The 19216-nt window shown below is 66.6% G+C and carries 20 protein-coding genes; 11 read left to right on the top strand and 9 right to left on the bottom strand.

Translation table 11 applies throughout. From position 1 onward, the window contains the following. Nucleotides 1-21: 21 nt before the first annotated feature. Genes RIdsm_RS03740 through RIdsm_RS03725 form a run of 4 tightly spaced genes read right to left on the bottom strand, consistent with a single transcriptional unit; the run spans nucleotide 22 to nucleotide 2459 of the window. Nucleotides 22-501 carry a DUF6505 family protein gene (locus tag RIdsm_RS03740; RefSeq protein WP_057818912.1) on the bottom strand — a complete coding sequence of 160 codons (480 nt, stop codon included), beginning with the start codon at nucleotides 499-501 and terminating at the stop codon, nucleotides 22-24. Continuing rightward, on the bottom strand, nucleotides 498-1211 hold the full coding sequence (locus tag RIdsm_RS03735; RefSeq protein WP_057818910.1) for a biotin/lipoate--protein ligase family protein: 714 nt from the start codon (nucleotides 1209-1211) through the stop codon (nucleotides 498-500). The genes RIdsm_RS03740 and RIdsm_RS03735 overlap by 4 nt, the downstream gene beginning before the upstream one ends. Then, nucleotides 1208-2302 carry an Mrp/NBP35 family ATP-binding protein gene (locus RIdsm_RS03730; RefSeq protein ID WP_057818908.1) on the bottom strand — a complete coding sequence of 365 codons (1095 nt, stop codon included), beginning with the start codon at nucleotides 2300-2302 and terminating at the stop codon, nucleotides 1208-1210. Before RIdsm_RS03730 ends, RIdsm_RS03735 begins: the two co-directional genes overlap by 4 nt. Beyond that, a complete protein-coding gene (locus tag RIdsm_RS03725) occupies nucleotides 2268-2459 on the bottom strand; it encodes a DUF6494 family protein (RefSeq protein WP_057818906.1) in 192 nt (63 codons plus the stop codon). Before RIdsm_RS03725 ends, RIdsm_RS03730 begins: the two co-directional genes overlap by 35 nt. Before the next feature lie 56 nt (nucleotides 2460-2515). On the opposite strand from RIdsm_RS03725, the gene RIdsm_RS03720 reads away from it, so the two are divergent. Beyond that, complete coding sequence (locus tag RIdsm_RS03720) at nucleotides 2516-3256, top strand: hypothetical protein (protein ID WP_057818904.1); 741 nt, start codon at nucleotides 2516-2518, stop codon at nucleotides 3254-3256. Here RIdsm_RS03720 and RIdsm_RS03715 read toward each other — a convergent pair. Continuing rightward, nucleotides 3250-5193, bottom strand: coding sequence for a 4Fe-4S binding protein (locus RIdsm_RS03715; RefSeq protein WP_057818902.1), 1944 nt, complete (start codon nucleotides 5191-5193; stop codon nucleotides 3250-3252). The two genes, RIdsm_RS03720 and RIdsm_RS03715, sit on opposite strands and share 7 nt — an antisense overlap. Nucleotides 5194-5563: 370 nt before the next feature. Between RIdsm_RS03715 and RIdsm_RS03710 the strand changes: the two genes are divergently transcribed. The 10 genes from RIdsm_RS03710 to RIdsm_RS03670 all read left to right on the top strand — a co-directional run bounded on the left by RIdsm_RS03710 (nucleotide 5564) and on the right by RIdsm_RS03670 (nucleotide 15506). Then, on the top strand, nucleotides 5564-6103 hold the full coding sequence (locus RIdsm_RS03710) for a DUF3305 domain-containing protein (RefSeq protein WP_057818995.1): 540 nt from the start codon (nucleotides 5564-5566) through the stop codon (nucleotides 6101-6103). Then, entirely contained in the window at nucleotides 6100-6696 is a 597-nt protein-coding gene (locus RIdsm_RS03705) for a DUF3306 domain-containing protein (RefSeq protein WP_074940480.1), read from the top strand. Before RIdsm_RS03710 ends, RIdsm_RS03705 begins: the two co-directional genes overlap by 4 nt. Next, complete coding sequence (locus RIdsm_RS03700; protein WP_057818900.1) at nucleotides 6693-7301, top strand: TorD/DmsD family molecular chaperone; 609 nt, start codon at nucleotides 6693-6695, stop codon at nucleotides 7299-7301. The genes RIdsm_RS03705 and RIdsm_RS03700 overlap by 4 nt, the downstream gene beginning before the upstream one ends. Nucleotides 7302-7378: 77 nt before the next feature. After that, nucleotides 7379-7564, top strand: a complete 186-nt coding sequence (locus RIdsm_RS03695; RefSeq protein ID WP_057818898.1) for a hypothetical protein — start codon at nucleotides 7379-7381, stop codon at nucleotides 7562-7564. Nucleotides 7565-7704: 140 nt separating this feature from the next. Beyond that, nucleotides 7705-10752 carry a formate dehydrogenase subunit alpha gene (locus RIdsm_RS03690; protein ID WP_057818896.1) on the top strand — a complete coding sequence of 1016 codons (3048 nt, stop codon included), beginning with the start codon at nucleotides 7705-7707 and terminating at the stop codon, nucleotides 10750-10752. Nucleotides 10753-10766: 14 nt separating this feature from the next. Beyond that, nucleotides 10767-11360, top strand: a complete 594-nt coding sequence (fdh3B, locus tag RIdsm_RS03685; RefSeq protein WP_057818894.1) for a formate dehydrogenase FDH3 subunit beta — start codon at nucleotides 10767-10769, stop codon at nucleotides 11358-11360. 193 nt (nucleotides 11361-11553) lie between these two features. Then, a complete protein-coding gene (locus tag RIdsm_RS03680) occupies nucleotides 11554-12777 on the top strand; it encodes a formate dehydrogenase subunit gamma (RefSeq protein ID WP_057818892.1) in 1224 nt (407 codons plus the stop codon). Next, nucleotides 12777-14039: a c-type cytochrome gene (locus RIdsm_RS03675; protein WP_057818890.1), complete on the top strand. Its 1263-nt coding sequence runs from the start codon at nucleotides 12777-12779 to the stop codon at nucleotides 14037-14039. The genes RIdsm_RS03680 and RIdsm_RS03675 overlap by 1 nt, the downstream gene beginning before the upstream one ends. Beyond that, a complete protein-coding gene (locus RIdsm_RS30705) occupies nucleotides 14036-14161 on the top strand; it encodes a hypothetical protein (protein WP_268874608.1) in 126 nt (41 codons plus the stop codon). The genes RIdsm_RS03675 and RIdsm_RS30705 overlap by 4 nt, the downstream gene beginning before the upstream one ends. Beyond that, a complete protein-coding gene (locus tag RIdsm_RS03670; protein WP_057818888.1) occupies nucleotides 14145-15506 on the top strand; it encodes a sigma-54-dependent transcriptional regulator in 1362 nt (453 codons plus the stop codon). Before RIdsm_RS30705 ends, RIdsm_RS03670 begins: the two co-directional genes overlap by 17 nt. Before the next feature lie 228 nt (nucleotides 15507-15734). Here the strand turns inward: RIdsm_RS03670 and RIdsm_RS03665 are convergent, their stop codons facing one another. The 4 genes from RIdsm_RS03665 to RIdsm_RS03650 are packed head-to-tail and all read right to left on the bottom strand — an operon-like array spanning nucleotide 15735 to nucleotide 18948. Then, nucleotides 15735-16604, bottom strand: coding sequence for a helix-turn-helix transcriptional regulator (locus RIdsm_RS03665; protein ID WP_057818886.1), 870 nt, complete (start codon nucleotides 16602-16604; stop codon nucleotides 15735-15737). Between the two features lie 52 nt (nucleotides 16605-16656). Next, complete coding sequence (locus RIdsm_RS03660; RefSeq protein ID WP_057818885.1) at nucleotides 16657-17478, bottom strand: ABC transporter substrate-binding protein; 822 nt, start codon at nucleotides 17476-17478, stop codon at nucleotides 16657-16659. Nucleotides 17479-17501: 23 nt separating this feature from the next. Continuing rightward, the gene (locus RIdsm_RS03655; RefSeq protein WP_057818992.1) at nucleotides 17502-18245 is read right to left on the bottom strand and encodes an ATP-binding cassette domain-containing protein; all 744 of its coding nucleotides are present in this window, start codon (nucleotides 18243-18245) and stop codon (nucleotides 17502-17504) included. Further along, entirely contained in the window at nucleotides 18238-18948 is a 711-nt protein-coding gene (locus RIdsm_RS03650) for an ABC transporter permease (protein ID WP_057818883.1), read from the bottom strand. The genes RIdsm_RS03655 and RIdsm_RS03650 overlap by 8 nt, the downstream gene beginning before the upstream one ends. Between the last annotated feature and the right edge of the window lie 268 nt (nucleotides 18949-19216).

Here is a 19216-nt window from a genome sequence, read left to right as displayed (position 1 = left end):
AACGGAAGACGCCCAGCGCCTTCACTCGTCCAGCGATCCGTGAATCGCAAACTGCTCCAGCCCCGCATCCTGCGGCTCGATCACCCGGAACACCTCCCTGACCCCGGCATCGGTCAGCTCCCGTGCCACGGTCAGCAACGTGTTCGGGTCATGCTCGTCGCACAGCTCCGCCATGTGCCGGATCTCCTCCCTTGCCACCGGAAGCGCGGCCTCGGCCGACGGCGCGCCATAGTAAACCACGAAATGATCCGCCAGCGCCCGCTCCAGCGCATCCAGCTCGGCGTCCTCCACCTGCGTCACGGCCACGAACGTGACCCGCCCGAAGGTCTCCAGCCCCAGCCAGCCATTGGCAAAGGCCTGCCGCGGCTTGCCCACCAGATCGCCCTCGCTCCAGTCGGAAAACTCGAAGCCGCCCGGCACGCACCATTCCCCGGTCCGCGCGGGCTTGGCAAAGACGTTCATGTCGCTCTCGTCGAAATGTATCGCACGGGCCAGTTTCATGGGCTCTCCTCCAAATTCCGGGTGAGCGGGATAAGCGTCGTCTCCTCGCCATGCCTCACCAGCATGCCGAAGCTCTCGTCGAGGCCAAGGAACGTGCCGCTGACCCCGTCAACATCCACATCCTCGCCCACACCATGCGCCAGACCCCGCCATTCGCCATGTAACGGCCCGGCGCCCTCGTCTTCCCACCGGGCAATCCAGTTGAGCGTATGCCTTGCCCACGCCTCGACCAATTGCCCCGGGTCCACATCGGCACAGCCCTCGACATAAAGCGCGGTCTGATCCGGCGTCTCCCCGGTCTCCTCGTTCGGCGGCCAAAGCGGCATCTCCCACCCGATCACCAGCCAGTCGGGAACCGCCTCCGCATCGTCACCCGAGGCAAACGCCCGAAACCGCCCGCAACCCGCGCCGTTCACCCGCACGCCCCCGGACCATTCCAGGTGCACCGCCACCTCCGGCGGCGCCAGCGCGCCCAGCGCGTTCTGAAACCCCACCTGGCACAGCGGCAGCATCACCATCGCCTTGGCCAAGGGCACCTCCGGCGCAAACACCAGCGCGGCCCCCACACGGTCGGCCGCCACGCGGTAGACGACCAGCCCCGCATCGACGCCCTGAATGGCCCGCAGCACCGCCGCCTCCGCCGGGTCGCCCGACACGGCCTCGCCCGCCATCGCCGGCGGAAAGACCAGCGTATCGAGCGCCGCGCTCATGCCGCGCCCGCCTCCACCAGCGCCTTGGCCACCGCATGAAACGCCTGCGCCTGCGCGCTGTCGGGCTGCGTCACCACGATCGGCGCGCCCCCGTCCGAGGCCAGCCGGATCTGCAGATCGAGCGGCACCTCGGCGAGCAAAGGCACACCCAGCGCCGACGCTTCCTTCGCCACGCCGCCATGCCCGAACACATGCTCCTCATGCCCGCATTCCGAACAGATATGCGTCGACATGTTCTCGACCATGCCCAAAATCGGCACCTTCAGCTGCTTGAACATGTCGATCCCCTTCCGCGCATCCAGCAGCGCCACGTCCTGCGGGGTCGAGACGATCACCGCGCCATCCACCACCGCCTTCTGCGACAGGGTCATCTGCACGTCGCCCGTGCCCGGCGGCAGATCGACGATCAGCACGTCCAACGCTCCCCACTGCACCTGCATCATCATCTGCTGCAACGCGCCCATCAGCATCGGCCCCCGCCACACAACCGCCTGATCCTCGTTGGTCATCAGGCCAATCGACATCAGCGTCACGCCGTGGTTCCTCAGCGGCAGGATGGTCTTCCCGTCAGGCGACGCCGGCCGCCCCGAAACCCCCATCATCCGCGGCTGCGACGGGCCATAGACATCCGCATCGAGCAAACCAACCCGCTTGCCCTGCTGCGCCAGCGCACAGGCGATATTCGCCGAAACGGTCGACTTGCCGACCCCGCCCTTACCCGAGGCGATGGCGATGATGTGCTCGACCCCCGGTATCCGCTCCGGCCCCGTCTGCGCGGGCTTCGACGGCTTCAAATCCGGCGGCGCCTTCTCCACATGGCCGGTCAGCGCAATCGCCACCTCCGCCACGCCCGCGCCCTTAAGCGCCGCCTCGGCCTTCTGCCGCACGGCCTCCCAGGCCTCCGCCTCCTTCGGCGGCACCTCCATCACGAAGCGCACCGCGCCCTCGTCGCCCACCGTCAGCGCGCGCACCACGCCCGCCGACACGATATCGCCGCCGCGCGGCGCCTCGACGCCCTTCAGAAGCTCCAGAACCTCTTCCCGTGTTGCCAAGGGGTTACTCCTGACCCTTGATTTCGCCGGTGACCTCATGCGTCAGGTCCAGCTCCTCGATCGTCACGACCGCCTTGATCGCATAGGTCTTCCCGGCGGTATCGGCATCCCGCATCGCCTCCTCGATCGCCTGCTGCGAGGTCACGCCGACCTGCTTCAGGAACTTCCGCATCGACATGTTGAAATCGTCGCTCATCGCTTTTCTCCATTGAACGTTGACGCCCGCACGCCCCGCCCCGTAGGCTTGTGGTCATGCGATGGCTTCTGGTGATACTGGCTCTTTCGCTGGCTCCCTTCAAGGCAGCGGCGGAGGACAGGCTGGTCCGCCTCCACGCCCCCGAGGCCCTGATCGAGACAGGTCTTTTCGACTACATCCTGCCCCGCTTCACCCTCAAGCACCGGGTCCGCGTGGAACTGGTCGGCACGCCCGACGAGGCCGACATGACCCTCGGCACAGACGGCCAGCCGCTCTTCGACGGTCCCGGCCAAACCTGGGCCATGCAGGTCAAATCCCCCGACCACGACGGCACCGCAACGCTGGCCGACTGGCTGACGGGCGACATCGGGCGCAACACCGTGCTGGCCTACGCGCCCGAGGGCGATCCGCTCTTCTCCAAGGCCGAACCCGCCAAACGCGAAACCGCCGCCGTCGAGCTTTCCGGCGACCCGCAGCTCGGCCTCCGCGTCTCGCAGGCCAAGTGCACCCGCTGCCACGTCGTCGAAGACAGCAACAGGATGAGCGGCATCGGCTCCACGCCCAGCTTCTCCGTCCTGCGCAGCCTGCCCGACTGGGAACAGCGCTTCGCCGCCTTCTACGTCCTCAACCCGCACCCCAGCTTCACCCAGATCGCCGAGGTCACACCGCCCTTCGACGAAACCCGCCCCAGCCCCATCGTGCCGGTCCACATGACCCTCGACGAGGTCGAAGCGGTGCTCTCCTACGTCGCCGGCATGGCCGCCGCAGACCTGGGCGCCCCCCTGCAGCATCAGTGATCCCGCCGCTTTGACAGGTAATCCTCCGTCGTGCGCACCTTCGGGCGCTCGCCCGCGGCAAAGGGGTTGTCCTCGCTATGAAACTGCGCGTTCACCCGGCAATCGTCGCACATCTGGATCATCCGCAGCTTGTCGCCGCCGAACATCGAATGCCCTTCCAGCTTCGCCGTGATCCGCTCCACCGTGCTCTTCACGCCAAACAGCGCCCCGCACTCGATGCACGCAAACGGCTCCTCTTCCTTCAGCACCCGCTGCCCCAGCGCCGCATCGGTCAGATCGAGCCGCGGCTCATAGGTAATCGCATCCTCCGGACAGACATTCGCACACAGCCCGCATTGCAGACACGCATCCTCCTGGAACCGCAACTCCGGCCGGTCCGGATTGTCCCCCAGCGCCCCCGACGGGCAGAGCGACACACAGGACAGGCACAGCGTGCAACTGTCGTCATCCACCACCACGGCCCCATACGGCGCCCCCTCCGGCAGCGCCAGAACCTCCGTCTCGGGATGCAACGCCTTCGCCGCCTGCCGCGTGATCTGCCGCCGCGTGCCCATGGGCCGCACCGGCGTCGCCACCGTGCCGGGTTTCTCCTCATCATACAGCTGTTCGGCCATAATCTCGGGGTCCGGCGTCTCGATCACCGAAACGGAATCCCCGCCAATCGCCCTTGCCAGCTCCACCTGCGCCCCGATCGCATCCATATCCGCGCCCTGTCCAACCAACAGCCGAACCGACGCAAACCCGGCGGCCAAAGCCGCCACCATCTCGGCATGGCCGAACGCCCCCACCTTCGGCAGTTCCAGCGGCACAACATCCACCGGCAGCCCCCGTCCATGCCTTGCACACAACCGGATCATCTCCGCCCCATGCTCGTCATGCACCAGCAATCTAGGCGCCTTGCCACCGGCCTCCAGGTAAGCCTTCGCCAACACCTGCACCCGCCGCATCACCATATCCACCGGCGGCGCATCATAGGAGATCGCCCCCGACGGGCAGACCGCCGAACACGCCCCGCACCCGGCGCACACCATCGGGTCCACCGTCACATGCTCACCGGCGGGCAAAATCGCCCCCGTCGGGCACAGGTCCAGGCACCGCGTGCACCCCGTCTGCTCCGCCCGCGAATGGGCGCACAAGAGCGGCTCCATCTTCACATGCAGCACCTTCTCGAACGTGCCCACCATATGCGAGGCCGCCATCACCGCCGCCGCCACCGACGGCCCATGCCCCGGATCGGCCCGCAAGTACCCCTCGCGCTTCTCATGCGCCGGGAACAGCGGCACATCGCCCCGCAGATCGAGCAGGATATCACACTCCGACCGCCCGCCATCCTTCGGCGCGCTCAACTCAAAGCCCCCGCGCCCGCCCGGCTCGACCATCCGCAGCGCGTCGATCACCACCTCGAACTGCCCCAGCGCGCCCTTGGCCTGCCGCAGCCGCCCGGTCACGACATCAAAAGCCCGCGTATCCGGCACCTCCGCCCCATCCGGCAACAGAACCGTCACCCCCAGATGCTCCTGCAACTGCTCCGCCGCCGGCAACGCCACCTCCGGCGCCCCCACGATCAGGCACAGCCCTTCCGAGATCACGTCCATCGTCTTCTCGCCCGCCGCGGGCAATTGCGCCTCGGCGATCAGGGCGGACATTTTGGGCACATTCGACCCGGCATCATCGCTCCATCCGGCCCGGTCGCGCAGGTCCAGAACCGGGGGCGCCTCCACCCCCACCTCCTCGGCCAGCGCCTCGAAAACCCGCGCCTCCTGGGTGCAGCAGAAAATCGTGTCCCCCTCCGCCAGCGCCTCCGCCGCGCGGTCCAGCTGCCGGGTGCAGAGCGCCGTGCAGGGGGTCTTGACCGTCAGGCCCGTGGCCTCCGAAAGGGCCTCGGCGTCGATGCTCTGACTGCCTTCACAATCACATGTTATCAATGACTTGGCCATCGTGTCCTCCCTGCGTTCACCGGCGTCTCCCGCAGCCGCCCAAGCGTGGTCGCACCGGCTAGCTACACATGATTCGAGGGGTCTCACAACCGGTTTCAGGCATCGCGAATCACCACATCCCGCGCCGCATACCGGGTGATTCGCACCCCTCCGGCGGCTTTCGGCACAATCCTCATTTCCCGACCAAAAAACTCAGTTTGGACAAAAAGACGACTTGGCCACACCCGCCCCCGCCAAGCTGGTCAAAATGACTTGATCGGGCGGTTTGCACGCTGTCGCACCCAAAAAGCCCTTTCGCCACAAAGCCCCCCTCGGCCATCCTGAGCACAGGGAGGACGACGTGATCTACAATCCGAACGCCTATCGAAAGATGCCGGTGGGGGTGGTCATGCGCCGCACGCCCGGTGTCACCCGTTGGGCCAAGTGGCACTGGTCGGCCGTTGCCGTCCTGCCCGGCGCAGGCCCCGCCGACTGGCGCGAGCTCCGGCGCGAGGGCGAGGCCGTCGAATATCACGCCGCCACCCCGACCCTCGAACTCCACGGCGCCGAGACCGAGGCCTATCTCCACGGCCTCTCCGCCGAGGTGCCCAGCGTCTACGTCGTCATGCGCGATGCCGAAACCGACGGCCCGGTGCCCTACGAAGTCCTCCTCATCACCGCCTCCCCCTACGAGGCGCAGGATTACACCGACAGCGGCGACGAGTTGGTCGGCAAGATCCCCATGCCTCACGGCCTCGTCGCCTGGGTCCGCGATTTCGTCGAGGAACATCACCAGGAAGAGGTCTTCGTGAAACGCAAACGCGACCGCAAACGCATCGACGAGGTGCAGGACGGCATCGGCGACCCGCGCATCGGCAAGCCGGGCGACGTCTACGCCTCCCCCGCCCTCAAGCGGAGGCGCATGCAATGAGCACAGGTTTCTGGACCCGCCGCAAAGCCGCCGTCGCCGCCGAGGAACGCGCCGAGGCCGCCGCCCGCGAAGACGCCGAACGCCAAGCCCACGAACAGGCCCTGGCCGAGCGCCCGGATGAAGAGCTTCTGGCCGAGGCCGGCATGCCCGAACCCGAAAGCCTGACCACCGCCGAAGAGGTGCAGGCCTTCCTGAAAACCGCCCTGCCCCAGCGCCTGAAAACCCGCGCCCTGCGCCGCCTCTGGCGGCTCAACCCGGTTCTGGCCAATCTCGACGGGCTGGTCGATTACGGCGAGGATTACACCGACGCCACCCGCGTCATCGAGAACATGCAGACGGTCTACCAGGTCGGCAAAGGCATGTTCGACAAGTTCGCCGACCCTGAACCGGAACCGGAAGAAGAGCCCCTCGTGGCCGAGGCCTCCGAGGACAGCCCCGAAGACGCCCCGCAAGACACCGTCGAGCCCGAGCAAGAGCCCGACGCCCCCTACAGCTACACCTTCGCCGACACCGACGACGCCGAACCCGAAACCGCCCCCGCCAACACGCGGCGCATGCGCTTCCGGTTCGAGACCGAGGAAGGAACCGTATGACAGCCACCCCCGCCACGCCCCAGATCGCCGAGGAAGACCGCCTCCGCGCCGACCTCTACAACTTTCTCGGCGTCCTCCTCTCGGGCCCGCCCGACGAGATGCTGCTGTCGCAGACCGCCGGCCTCTCCGGCGACGAGGGCGAGCTCGGCCAGGCCATCACCACGCTGGCGCGCATGGCCAAGGTCACCAAGCCGAAAACCCTGGAAAGCGAGTTCAACAAGCTCTTCATCGGCCTCGGCCGGGGCGAGCTTCTGCCCTACGCGTCCTACTACCTCACCGGCTTCCTGAACGAGAAACCGCTGGCCACCCTGCGGCAGGACATGTCCCGCCTCGGCCTCGCCCGCGCCGACAACGTGTTCGAGCCCGAAGACAACATTGCCAGCCTGATGGAGATGATGGCCGCCCTGATCGTCGGCCGCTTCGGCGCCCCCGCCCCCCTTCCGGCCCAGCGCGACTTCTTCAACCGCCAGATCGCCCCCTGGGCCGGGCATTTCTTCTCCGACCTCGAGGCGGCGAAGAACTCCGTCTTCTACGCCCCCGTCGGCACCGTCGGCCGTCTCTTCATGGAGATCGAGTCCGAAGGCTTCCGGATGAGCGGCACCTGAACGATCCACCGTCCGGGCTCTGGCCCGGGCAGACACGGGCGGCCCCGCCGCCCACCCACCAAAGAGAGGAGGCTCTCATGAAGAAGGAAGACGGCGCATCGCGCCGAGATTTCCTCAAGCTGGCCGGCACCACGGCGCCCATCGCGGCGGTCGCTGTTGCCACCGGCGCATCGGACGCGGAAGCGGCCGAGCCCGACCTGTCATCCGACAAGATGCAGGACACCGCGCATACCCGCGCCTACTTCGCCTCGGCGAAGTTCTAAGCCAACCGCCGGCCCGCATTCCGCGGACCTGCTTAACCGACCGAAGGCGACTGGTTGCGTGACGCCCGACTGCCCGAAGTCACCGTAAGTGCCAAGCAAGTCAGGGCGGGGATGCCCGGGCGAGCAAGGGAGAGAGAAACATGCTTAGGAAAAAGACCAACGGGGTTGCGCGACGCCCCCAGCGGACTTCGATCCTGTCCGAGGTGGCGCAAACCTCGGTTGACCGCCGCGCGTTCCTGCGCGGCTCGGGTCTGGCCATCGGCGGCCTCGCCGCCGTCGCTGCCACGGGTGGAACCGTGCAGAAGGCCAACGCCGCATCCACCGCCACCGGCGCGGTCGATCTCAAGAAATCCGTCTGCACCCACTGTTCCGTGGGCTGCACCGTCATCGCCGAAGTGCAGGATGGCGTCTGGACGGGCCAGGAACCCGGCTGGGACAGCCCGTTCAACCTCGGCGCCCACTGCGCCAAGGGTGCCTCGGTGCGGGAACACGCCCACGGCGAACGCCGCCTCAAGTACCCGATGAAGAAAGAGGGCGGCGAGTGGAAGCGCATCTCGTGGGAAGAGGCGATCAACGAGATCGGCGATGGCATGATGTCGATCCGCGAGGAAAGCGGCCCCGACAGCGTCTACTGGCTCGGCTCCGCCAAGCACAGCAACGAACAGGCCTATCTCTTCCGCAAGTTCGCGGGCTACTGGGGCACCAACAACGTCGACCACCAGGCCCGGATCTGTCACTCCACCACGGTGGCGGGGGTTGCGAACACATGGGGCTACGGCGCCATGACCAACTCCTACAACGACATCCACAACTCCAAGGCCATCTTCATCATCGGCGGCAACCCGGCAGAGGCACACCCCGTGTCCCTCCTCCACGTTCTGCGCGCGAAAGAGCAGAACAACGCGCCGCTCATCGTCTGCGACCCGCGCTTCACGCGCACCGCGGCCCATGCCGATGAATATGTCCGCTTCCGGCCCGGCTCCGACGTGGCGCTGATCTGGGGCATCCTCTGGCACATCTTCGAGAACGGCTGGGAGGACAAGGAGTTCATCCGCACCCGTGTCTGGGGCATGGACCAGATCCGCGAAGAGGTTGCCAAGTGGACCCCGGAAGAGGTCGAACGCGTCACCGGCACGCCCGGCGAACAGCTCCGCCGCGTGGCCCGGACCATGGCCAACAATCGCCCCGGCACCGTGATCTGGTGCATGGGCGGCACGCAGCACACCAACGGCAACAACAACACCCGCGCCTACTGCATCCTCCAGCTTGCGCTGGGGAACATGGGCACCTCGGGTGGCGGCACCAACATCTTCCGCGGCCACGACAACGTGCAGGGCGCCACCGACCTGGGCGTGCTCTCGCACACCCTGCCGGGCTATTACGGCCTCTCCAAGGGCTCGTGGCAGCACTGGGCCCGCGTCTGGGAGGAAGACTTCGACTGGCTCAGCGGCCAGTTCGCCACGGTGAAAGGCGCCGACGGCAAGGACAAGAGCCTGATGAACGAGACCGGCATCCCCGTGTCTCGCTGGATCGACGGCATCCTTGAAGACGCCGAGAACATCGACCAGCCCAACAACGTCCGGGCGATGGTGCTCTGGGGCCACGCGCCCAACTCTCAGACCCGCATGGTCGAGATGAAGAAGGCGATGGAGAAGCTGGACATGCTGGTCGTGGTCGACCCGTATCCCACCGTCTCCGCCGTGCTGCACGACCGCACCGATGGCGTCTACCTGCTGCCGGCGGCCACCCAGTTCGAGACCTACGGCTCGGTCACCGCATCGAACCGCTCGTTCCAGTGGCGCGAAAAGGTCGTCGACCCGCTCTTCGAGTCGAAACCGGATCACGAGATCATCGGCCTCTTCGCCAAGAAGTTCGGCTTCCATGACCGCATGTTCCGCAACATCGCGCTCGAAGACGACGGCGTGACGCCCAATGTCGAGGACACGCTCCGCGAAATCAACCGCGGCATGTGGACGATCGGCTATACCGGCCAAAGCCCGGAACGGCTGAAACTCCACATGGAGAATCAGCACACCTTCGACAAGACCACCCTCAAGGCGATCGGCGGCCCCGCCGATGGCGACTATTACGGCCTTCCCTGGCCGTCCTGGGGCACCGCCGAGATGAAACACCCCGGCACCCCCAACCTCTACGACATGTCGAAACCGGTGGCCGAAGGCGGCCTGACGTTCCGCGCCCGTTTCGGGGTGGAACACGAAGGCGACAACCTGCTGGCTGAAGGGGTCGCGACGCCCGGATCGGAAATTCAGGACGGCTACCCTGAATTCACGATGCAGATGCTGATCGACCTCGGATGGGACAGTGACCTGACCGATGACGAGCGCCGCATCATGGCAGGCATCGTCGGTCTCGAGCTCGATGGCTCCGTCGGTCAAAGCGACGACGGCGACAGCGACTCGGCCCAGGGCATCACCTCCGGTGACGGCACGCAGGGCAGTGACGAGGAAGTCGGCGAACAGTCGATGTCCCCGTTCCCGTCGGACTTCAACGACAAGACGGCCTCGCTCAACTGGAAGACCGACCTGTCCGGCGGCATCCAGCGGGTGGCCATCAAGCATGGCTGCGCCCCCTTCGGCAACGCCAAGGCCCGTACCGTGGTCTGGACCTTCCCCGACCCGGTCCCTGTCCACCGCGAGCCGCTCTACACCAACCGCCGGGATCTGGTGGAGGATTATCCGACCTACGAGGATCGCAAGTTCTATCGTCTGCCGACGATGTACGCCTCGATCCAGAAGCAGGACTTTTCCAAGGATTATCCCATCATCCTGACCTCGGGCCGGCTGGTCGAGTACGAGGGCGGGGGCGACGAAACGCGCTCCAACCCCTGGCTCGCCGAGCTTCAGCAGGACATGTTCATCGAAATCCACCCGCGTGACGCCAACAATATCGGCGTGCGGGACGGTGCACAGGTCTGGGTCGAAGGCCCCGAGGGCGGCAAGGTCAAAGTCATGGCGATGGTGACCGAACGGGTGGGCGAAGGCGTGGCCTTCATGCCCTTCCACTTCGGCGGCCACTTCCAGGGCAACGACCTGCGGTCGAAATACCCCGACGGCGCCGACCCCTATGTGCTCGGGGAATCCACCAACACTGCCCAGACCTACGGGTATGACAGTGTCACCCAGATGCAGGAGACCAAGGCGACTCTCTGCAAGATCATGCCTGCGTAAGGAGGAAATAGAGAATGGCTAGAGCGAAATTTCTCTGCGACGCCGAGCGCTGCATCGAATGCAACGCCTGCGTCACGGCCTGCAAGAACGAGCACGAGGTGCCGTGGGGGATCAACCGCCGCAGGGTGGTCACGATCCAGGACGGCAAACCGGGTGAACGCTCGATCTCGGTGGCCTGCATGCACTGTTCGGACGCGCCCTGCATGGCCGTCTGCCCGGTGGATTGCTTCTACCAGAACGAGGAAGGCGTGGTGCTCCACTCCAAGGACCTCTGCATCGGCTGCGGCTATTGCTTCTACGCGTGCCCCTTCGGCGCGCCGCAATATCCGCAGGCGGGCAATTTCGGGTCCCGCGGGAAGATGGACAAATGCACCTTCTGCGCCGGCGGCCCCGAGGAGAACAACTCCACCGCCGAGTTCTCCAAGTACGGCCGCAACCGGATCGCCGAGGGCAAACTGCCCATCTGCGCCGAGATGTGTTCGACCAAGGCGCTGCTTGCCGGTGACGGCGATGTCGTCTCGGCGATCTACCGCGAACGCGTCGTGGCGCGCGGCTTCGGCACTGGCGCCTGGGGCTGGGGCACCGCCTACGACCAGAAGGGCGGCTGACCGCTGAACAACTGCCCGGCCCGCACGCATGCGGGCCGGGCGGGCTCTTGGCCCACCAAACGCGCGACAGACACCACCCCGACCGGCCCATGCCGACGTATGACCCATCCGCCCCGCAGGTTGCCCCGGCGGATCGGTGATGCGTCACCCGGCGCAGAACCCTGAAGACGTACCTCACGAGTTGGAGAGACGGATGCGATACCTTGTCCATGTCCTGCTGATCCTCATGCTGGCCCTGCCGCTCGGCACCACCGCCACGGCACAGGACGCCGAAACCGCCGAACCCGACCGCTCCGCCACCGGCGGCGCCACGACGCTCGAAGACATCCTCGCCCGCCAGCGCGGCGAAAAGGTCGATGACAGCTACCGCTCCGACAATATCGGCGACCCCGACAGCGCGGCGGGCATCGCCCAGCAGCTCGGCACCCTCGGCGGCGCCTCCGACCCCGAACTCTGGCGCGCCCTGCGCTACAACGAGGCCGACGTGAAGGTCTCCGCCGGCGGCGACGTGGCCAAGGTGCTCGTGCAGGATGGCGGCATGCGCTGGTACGAGTTCCGCGAAGGCCCGCTCGCCACCTATGGCGGCTGGCTCCTCCTCGGCACCATCGCCTTCCTCGCGCTCTTCCTGCTCCTGCGCGGCCGCATCCGCATCGACGCCGGCAAGACCGGCCACACCGTCACCCGCTTCGCCGGTTTCGAACGCTTCTCGCACTGGCTTCTCGCCGGGTCCTTCATCCTGCTGGCCCTCACCGGCCTCTGCACGCTCTTCGGCCGCATGTTCATCGCGCCCTATATCGGCAAGGAGTTCAACGCGACCCTGCTCACCTACTCCAAGTACATCCACAACAACGTGTCCTGGGCCTTCATGGTCGGCCTCGTCCTCGTCTTCGTCCTCTGGGTCTGGCACAACATCCCCAACCGGCTCGACCTGATCTGGTTCAAGCAGGCCGGCGGCATCATCGGCAAGTCCCACCCGCCCGCGAAGAAATTCAACGCCGGGCAGAAGATCATCTTCTGGTCCGTCATCCTGCTCGGCACCTCCATCGCCGTCTCCGGCCTCTCGCTGCTCTTCCCCTTCGAACTGCAGCTCTTCGCCAAGACCTTCTCCGTCATCAACGACCTCGGCCTGCCCGGCCTCGTGGGCTACGACCCGCTGCCCACCGCGCTCGCCCCGCAGGAGGAGATGCAGCTCGCCCAACTCTGGCACGCCATCGTCTCCTTCGTGCTGATGGCCATCATCCTCGCCCATATCTACATCGGCTCCGTCGGTATGGAGGGCGCGTTCGAGGCCATGGGCTCCGGCGAAGTGGATGAGAACTGGGCCGAACAGCACCACTCCATCTGGTACGAGGAGCTGAAGGAGAAGAACGAAGCCACAGCGCCCAAGACCGCATCCAAGACAGCCCCGGCCGAGTGATGCGCCTCCTTGCCGTTGCGGCCCTGCTGGCGACGCTCTCGCCAGCCTGGGCGCAGGACTTCACCACGCTCAAGGGCCATGGCGGCCCCATCATGGGGATCGCCACCACCCCCGACGGCCACGTCGCCACCGCCAGCTTCGACAATTCCGTCGGGCTCTGGGAAGGGCGCACGCCCCGATGGCTCGAAGGCCACGACGCCGCCGTCAACACGGTCGCGTTCGGCGAGGGCGTTCTCGTCTCCGGCGGCGACGACTTCGCCGTCCGCCTCTGGTCCGACACCCCCCGCACGCTCGGCACCCACAAGGGCAAGGTCACCGGCCTCGACATCTCCGGCGGCACCGTCGCCTCCGCCTCCTGGGACGGCACCATCGGCCTCTGGCCCCTCGACGGCGGCGAACCGCGCCACCTCGACGCCCCCGCCGGCGTCAACGCCGTGGCCTTCGACACCCCCGACAGCCTCTACGCCGGCACCACCGACGGCCTGCTGCTGCATTACGACCTCACAACCGACAGCGCCCCCATCCAGGTCGCCCGCCACGGCTTCGGCGTGAACGAGATCATCGCCACCCCCGACTGGGTCGCCTACGGCGCCGTCGACGGCGGCACCCGCGTGCTCGACGCCCAAGGCGCCGAGATCGCCGATTTCACCCTCGACCGCCGCCCGATCCTGTCGATGGCCTACCATCCGGAAACCCACCAGCTCGCCGTCGGTGACGGCCACGGCTACATCATGGTCGTCGACACCGCCGAGTGGCAAATCGCCCGCGACTTCCGCGCCACCCGCCAAGGGCCGGTCTGGGCGCTCGCCTTCTCCCCCGACGGCACCACAATCTGGGCCGGCGGGCTCGACGATGTCGCCTATGGCTGGCCCACCGCCCTGCTCGACGAATTCGACCCCGGCATCACCGGCGAACGCAGCTTCCTGCGCGACGCCGACACCATGCCCAACGGCGAACGCCAGTTCATGCGCAAATGCTCGATCTGCCACGCCGTCACACCGGGCCCCTCACGCAAGGCCGGCCCGACGCTCCACAATGTCTTCGGCCGCCGCGCCGGCACCGTGCCGGGCTATCCCTATTCCGAAACCCTGTCGGGTTCTGATATCATCTGGAACGAGACCACCATCGACGCCCTGTTCGACGAGGGCCCCGATCACTATATCCCCGGCTCGAAGATGCCGATGCAGGTGATCGCCGGCCAGACCGACCGCGACGACCTGATCGCGTGGCTCAAGACCGCCAGCAAGGAGGGCGAGGAATGAAAGCGATGTTCATAGGGTTCGCGGCGATTGCCGTCATCGGGGTTGGCGCGCATTTCGCCCTCGAGGAAAGCGGCTACACCGTCTGGCAACGCACCTCGGGCGACAGTGTCCGCCTTGACTGAGGCCCGCCACCGCATCACCCCCGAAGACTACGGCAGCGACCTTGCCGGCGCCTCGATCCTGGTGATCGACGACGAGCCGGGCATGCGCAACTTCCTCCTGAAAACCCTCGAACCTCGCGTCAAGCGCATCGAGATGGCCGCCTCCGCCGACGAGGCCTCCGCCAAGCTCGACGAGCATCATTTCGACCTCGTGATCCTCGACAACGTCATGCCCAACAAGACGGGGCTGGAATGGGTGCTCGAACAGCGCCGCCTCGGCTTCCTCGCCGACACGATCCTGATCACCGCCTATGCCGATCTCGAAACCGCCATCGCCGCGCTCCGCGCCGGCGTCAGCGATTTCGTCCTCAAACCCTTCCGCGCCAACCAGATCGTCAGCGCCGTCGCCCGCACCCTCGACCGCAAGTACCTGCGCCGCGACAACACGCTCCTGCGGCACGAGTTGAACAGCGATCCGCAATCCGGCCGCCTCCTCGGCACCTCCGACGTGATGTCGGAAGTGCGCGCCATGCTCAAGAAACTCGCCCCCCTGCCCACGCCCGTGCTTTTCACCGGCGCCAGCGGCACCGGCAAGGAACTGGCCGCCCGCCACCTGCATCAACTCTCCGACCGCGCGGCGCGCCCCTTCGTCACCATCAACTGCGCCGCCATCGCCCCCGACCACATCGCCGAAGAGCTTTTCGGCATCAACGGCCCGGGCGACGACCTCAAGCCGGGGCTTTTCCTGCTGGCCGATGGCGGCACGCTCTTCCTCGACGAGATCGCCCAGATGCCGGAACAGGCCCAGGCCGCCCTCCTCCGCGCCCTCGACGATCAGCGCGTCCGCCCCATCGGGGCAGAACGCGAATTCCCCCTCAACCTCCGCCTGCTCTTCGCCACTAACGCCAATCTCGAGGAAGCCGTCGAACAGGGCCGCTTCCGCGCCGACCTCTACCACCGCATGAACGTGGTCCGCATCCACATGCCGCCCCTCAAGGACCGCTCCGAGGATATCACCGAACTCGCCGCCCTCTTCATCGGCCAATTCTCTACCACCCTCGGCCTGCCCGCGCTGGAACTCTCGGCCGAAACGCTCCTGAAGATGCGCCGCTACGACTGGCCCGGCAACGTGCGCGAACTGAAGAACCTGATCGAACGCTCCGTCATCCTCGGCGAATTCCCCCCCGAATTCGACGGCGACAGCCGCGTCACCGGCGCCCGCGCGATGGAAAACCTCGACGACGTGGTGCAACGCCACATCCTGCGCATCCTCGACCTCTGCGGCGGCAATCGCGCCGAGGCCGCCCGAAGGCTGGGCGTGTCCCGCAAGACGATCGACCGAAAAGTGGCTGTCTGGGAAGGCTAGTGCGCCGCGCATCGGCGGGCCGCGGTACCCAGAACCGTTTGAGCGGATACCAGCGCGGAATCGAGGGCGAAGCCCGCCGTTGCGCCCCACACAACATCTCGCCCGTTGCGCCCGGTGCGCCGCATTAACCAAGCGCCCCACAGACCCGAACACCGACGCAATACCGACAAAATACCGACGTGATACCGACGTCCCAACCCCAGCAAAACAAAGCCGTTAACCTTCGAATCACGCGTTCCACCGCACCGTGCCCAGCCCGGTCAGGTCATAGCCCCCCATATGCTCGGCCCGCGCCATCATCGCCTCCGACTGGCAGAACGTCATCAGCCGCTGCAACGGCGTGTCGAACCACGCCCGCCGATGCACCAGCAAATCAAACCTTTCCTCGATCAGCGGCACGAAAGGCAGCCCGAAATCCTTGGCCAGCGTCTCCAGCCCCAGCGTCGCCTCCGCATCACCCCGCGCCACCGCCTGCACCGCCTCGGTCTCCGTCCGCGCGATCTCGGCCAGGTCCATATCCCCGGACCGCAACCCCGCCTTCGCCGCCAGCTGCACAAACAGCACGTCACTCCCCGAATCCGGCTGCCGCGGCACCACCCGGCGCCCCTTCAGGTCGGCCATCTCCGCCACGCCCGACACCTCGCGGCCAAGCACCAACCCCCTGGCCCGCTTGGCAAATCTCACCAACACGGCGTTCCGCCCGCCACAGGTCCGCGCCACCGTCGGGATATTCCACTCCCGGCCCTCGGCGTCCAGCAGATGCAGCCCCGCGGCCACGCCTTCCCTTGCCAAAAACCGGGTCAAACCATCGCTCGACCCGTCGAAATAACTCGCCAGGCCGCACCGCGACTCGCGCACGGCCCAGTCCAGCAACGGATCATGACTGCCCAAAAGCACGGCGGGGCGCGGCGGTTTCGCCAGCCCCCCGTCCGAATGATCGTCCAGCCATGCCCGGATGCCACGCTCGGGAAACAACAGCTTCCCCGTCGCCCGCGTACAGGGCACCTCGCCCGAAGCGGCAAGGTCATAGACCTTGCGCTCCTTGATCCGCAGCAACGCGGCCAGCTCGGGCACAGTCATGAATTCCGGGTCGCTCATCTCGCCGCCTCAGGTCTTCCGAGGCCCACTCCAACAAGCGCCCCGGCCCTGCTTAGCTACCCTGTTCAGGCGCGTTGGGGAAGAACAGTTGCTGCCCGTCCACCATGTAGGCGCCAATCGCCTCCTGGCCTTCGCTCGACACCAGCCAGTCGTTAAACGTCTGAGCTGCCTCGACATTTACCGAAGGACACTTCTCGGGGTTCAGCGGAATGACCCCGTACTGGTTGAACAGGTCGTCATCGCCCTCGACCACGATCCCGTATTCCTGCTTGTTGGCAAAGCTGATCCAGGTCGCCCGGTCGGTCATCACGTAGGCGCCCATCCCGATCCCGGCATTGAGCGTCGCGCCCATGCCCGAACCCGTCTCGCGATACCACGCGCCCGAGCCCTCTGCGGGGTCGACACCGGCGGCCTTCCACAGCGCCTTTTCCTTCTTGTGCGTGCCGGAATCGTCGCCGCGCGAGGCAAACAGCGCCTCGCTCTCGGCGATCTTGGTCAGCGCCGCCTCGACATCCTCCATGCCGGCCACACCGGCCGGGTCATCTGCCGGGCCCACGATGACAAAATCGTTGTACATCAGGTCGGTGCGCTTGGTCCCGCCGCCCTCGGCCACGAATTTCTCCTCCGCGGGCTTGGCATGCACCAGCAGCACGTCACCATCGCAATTCGCCGCGTTCTTGATCGCCTGGCCCGTGCCCACGGCCACCACGTTGACCGTGATCCCGGTCTTGTCGGTGAAGATCGGCAGCAGGTAATCATACAGCCCCGAATTGGCGGTCGAGGTGGTCGACTGCACGATGATCGAGTCGTCGGCCGTCGCGGTGACAGGGGCCAGCGCCACGAGGGCGGCGGCCATCAGCGTTCTGAGTTTCATGAGAGCTCCTTTGGTGGTCGGTGTTAGACGACAATCCTGCCGTTCAGATAATCCCGCGCCGGCTGTGTCTCCGGCTCCGGGAAAAACTCGTCTGCCGGGGCATGCTCGAGGATGCGGCCGCGATGCAGGAACACCACCTCGTCGGCCAGCCGCCTCGCCTGCCCCATGTCATGCGTCACGAGGAAGACCTTCACCCCCCGCTCTCGCGCCCGCAGAATGATCCGCTCGATCGCCAGAACCGAGGCCGGGTCAAGGCTCGCGGTCGGCTCGTCCAGCAGCAGCACCTCCGGCTCCGTCGCCAGCGCCCGGCCCAGCATCAGCCGCTGCGCCTCGCCGCCCGACAGCTGCCGCGCCGGCTGGCGGGCCTTGTCCGCAAGGCCCACATGCTCCAGCACGCTGTCCCGCAACGACCGGTCCCGCCGTCGCGCCTTCAGCACGAAATCGATATTCGCCGCCACCGACCGCCGCAGAAGCACCGGTTTCTGGAACACCAGTGCCTGCCGCGCGGTCACCGCCGTCGCGGCCCGCCCGTTCCACGCGATCCGCCCCGCATCCGGCCGTTTTAGCCCGTGAATGAGCTTCAGAAGCTGGCTCTTGCCCGATCCGTTCGGCCCCATGATCACGGTGCAGCCCATGTCGCTGACGGTCAGGTCCAGCCCGTCCAGCACCGTCTTGCCGTCAAAGGTCAGCCGCAGCCCCTCGACCTGCAAGGGCATGAGGTCGGTCTCGATACGCTGCGCCACGTCGGGAAAGGTCAGGTCACGCATATACATTCCGCCTCTCCGCCGACATCCGCAACGACTGCACCAGCGCATTCACCCCCAGCGCGATCGCCATCAGGATGATCCCCAGCGCCAGGGCCAGCGCCAGCTCCCCCTTCGAGGTCTCCAGCGCGATCGCCGTGGTCATCACCCGCGTCAGGTGGTCGATATTGCCGCCCACGATCATCACCGCGCCCACCTCGGCCACGGCCCGCCCGAACCCGGCCAGCCCGACCGTCAGAAGCGCATAACGCCCGTCCCACAACAGCGCCTGCACGGTCTGCCACCGGCTCAGGCAAAGCGAGCGGAAATGCTCGGAATACTCGGCATTGAGATCTTCGAGGATCTGCCGCGACAGCGCCGCCACGATGGGCGTGATCAGGATCGTCTGCGCGATGATCATCGCCGTGGGCGTGTAAAGCAGGCCGAGAAAGCCCAGCGGCCCGGCCCGCGACAGGTTGAGATAGACCAGAAGCCCCACCACCACCGGCGGCAGCCCCATCAGCGCGTTGATCATCACCAGCACCGCCCCCCGCCCGGGGAATCGCGTCACCGCCAGCAACGCACCAAGCGGAAGGCCGATCAGGCAGGCCAGCGCCGTCGCCGTCAGGCTCACACGCAGGGAGAGGCCGACGATCTCCAGCAGATCGCCGGTGGGCGACAGCACAAGACCGAAAGCCAGCGCGAAAGCCTCCCCGAAATCTTGCATAATTTCCGAAACCCTCCCTGCCTCGTTGCCCCGATTTTAGCCTCGCGACACCGGGTCTCACAAGGGAAGCTTTGTATGGAAGGGGGGATAAACCGCGCCGCCGGGCTGGCCAATTTGACTAGACCGTTCGCACCGTAAGTAAATTTTGCATGATTATGCAGGCATGCTTCGGCGCAGCAACGGACTCACCCGAAGTCCCCGCGCCTCCGGCCGCTACGGCGCGCCCCGCGCCATCCACCGCCGCCCCCTTGGACTTTGCCCCGCACCG

It is taken from the genome of Roseovarius indicus, from assembly GCF_008728195.1.
GTDB classification, from domain to species: Bacteria; Pseudomonadota; Alphaproteobacteria; order Rhodobacterales; family Rhodobacteraceae; genus Roseovarius; species Roseovarius indicus.
The sequence above is the reverse complement of the archived record's forward strand: the minus strand, read 5'-3'. Positions and strand labels throughout refer to the sequence as shown.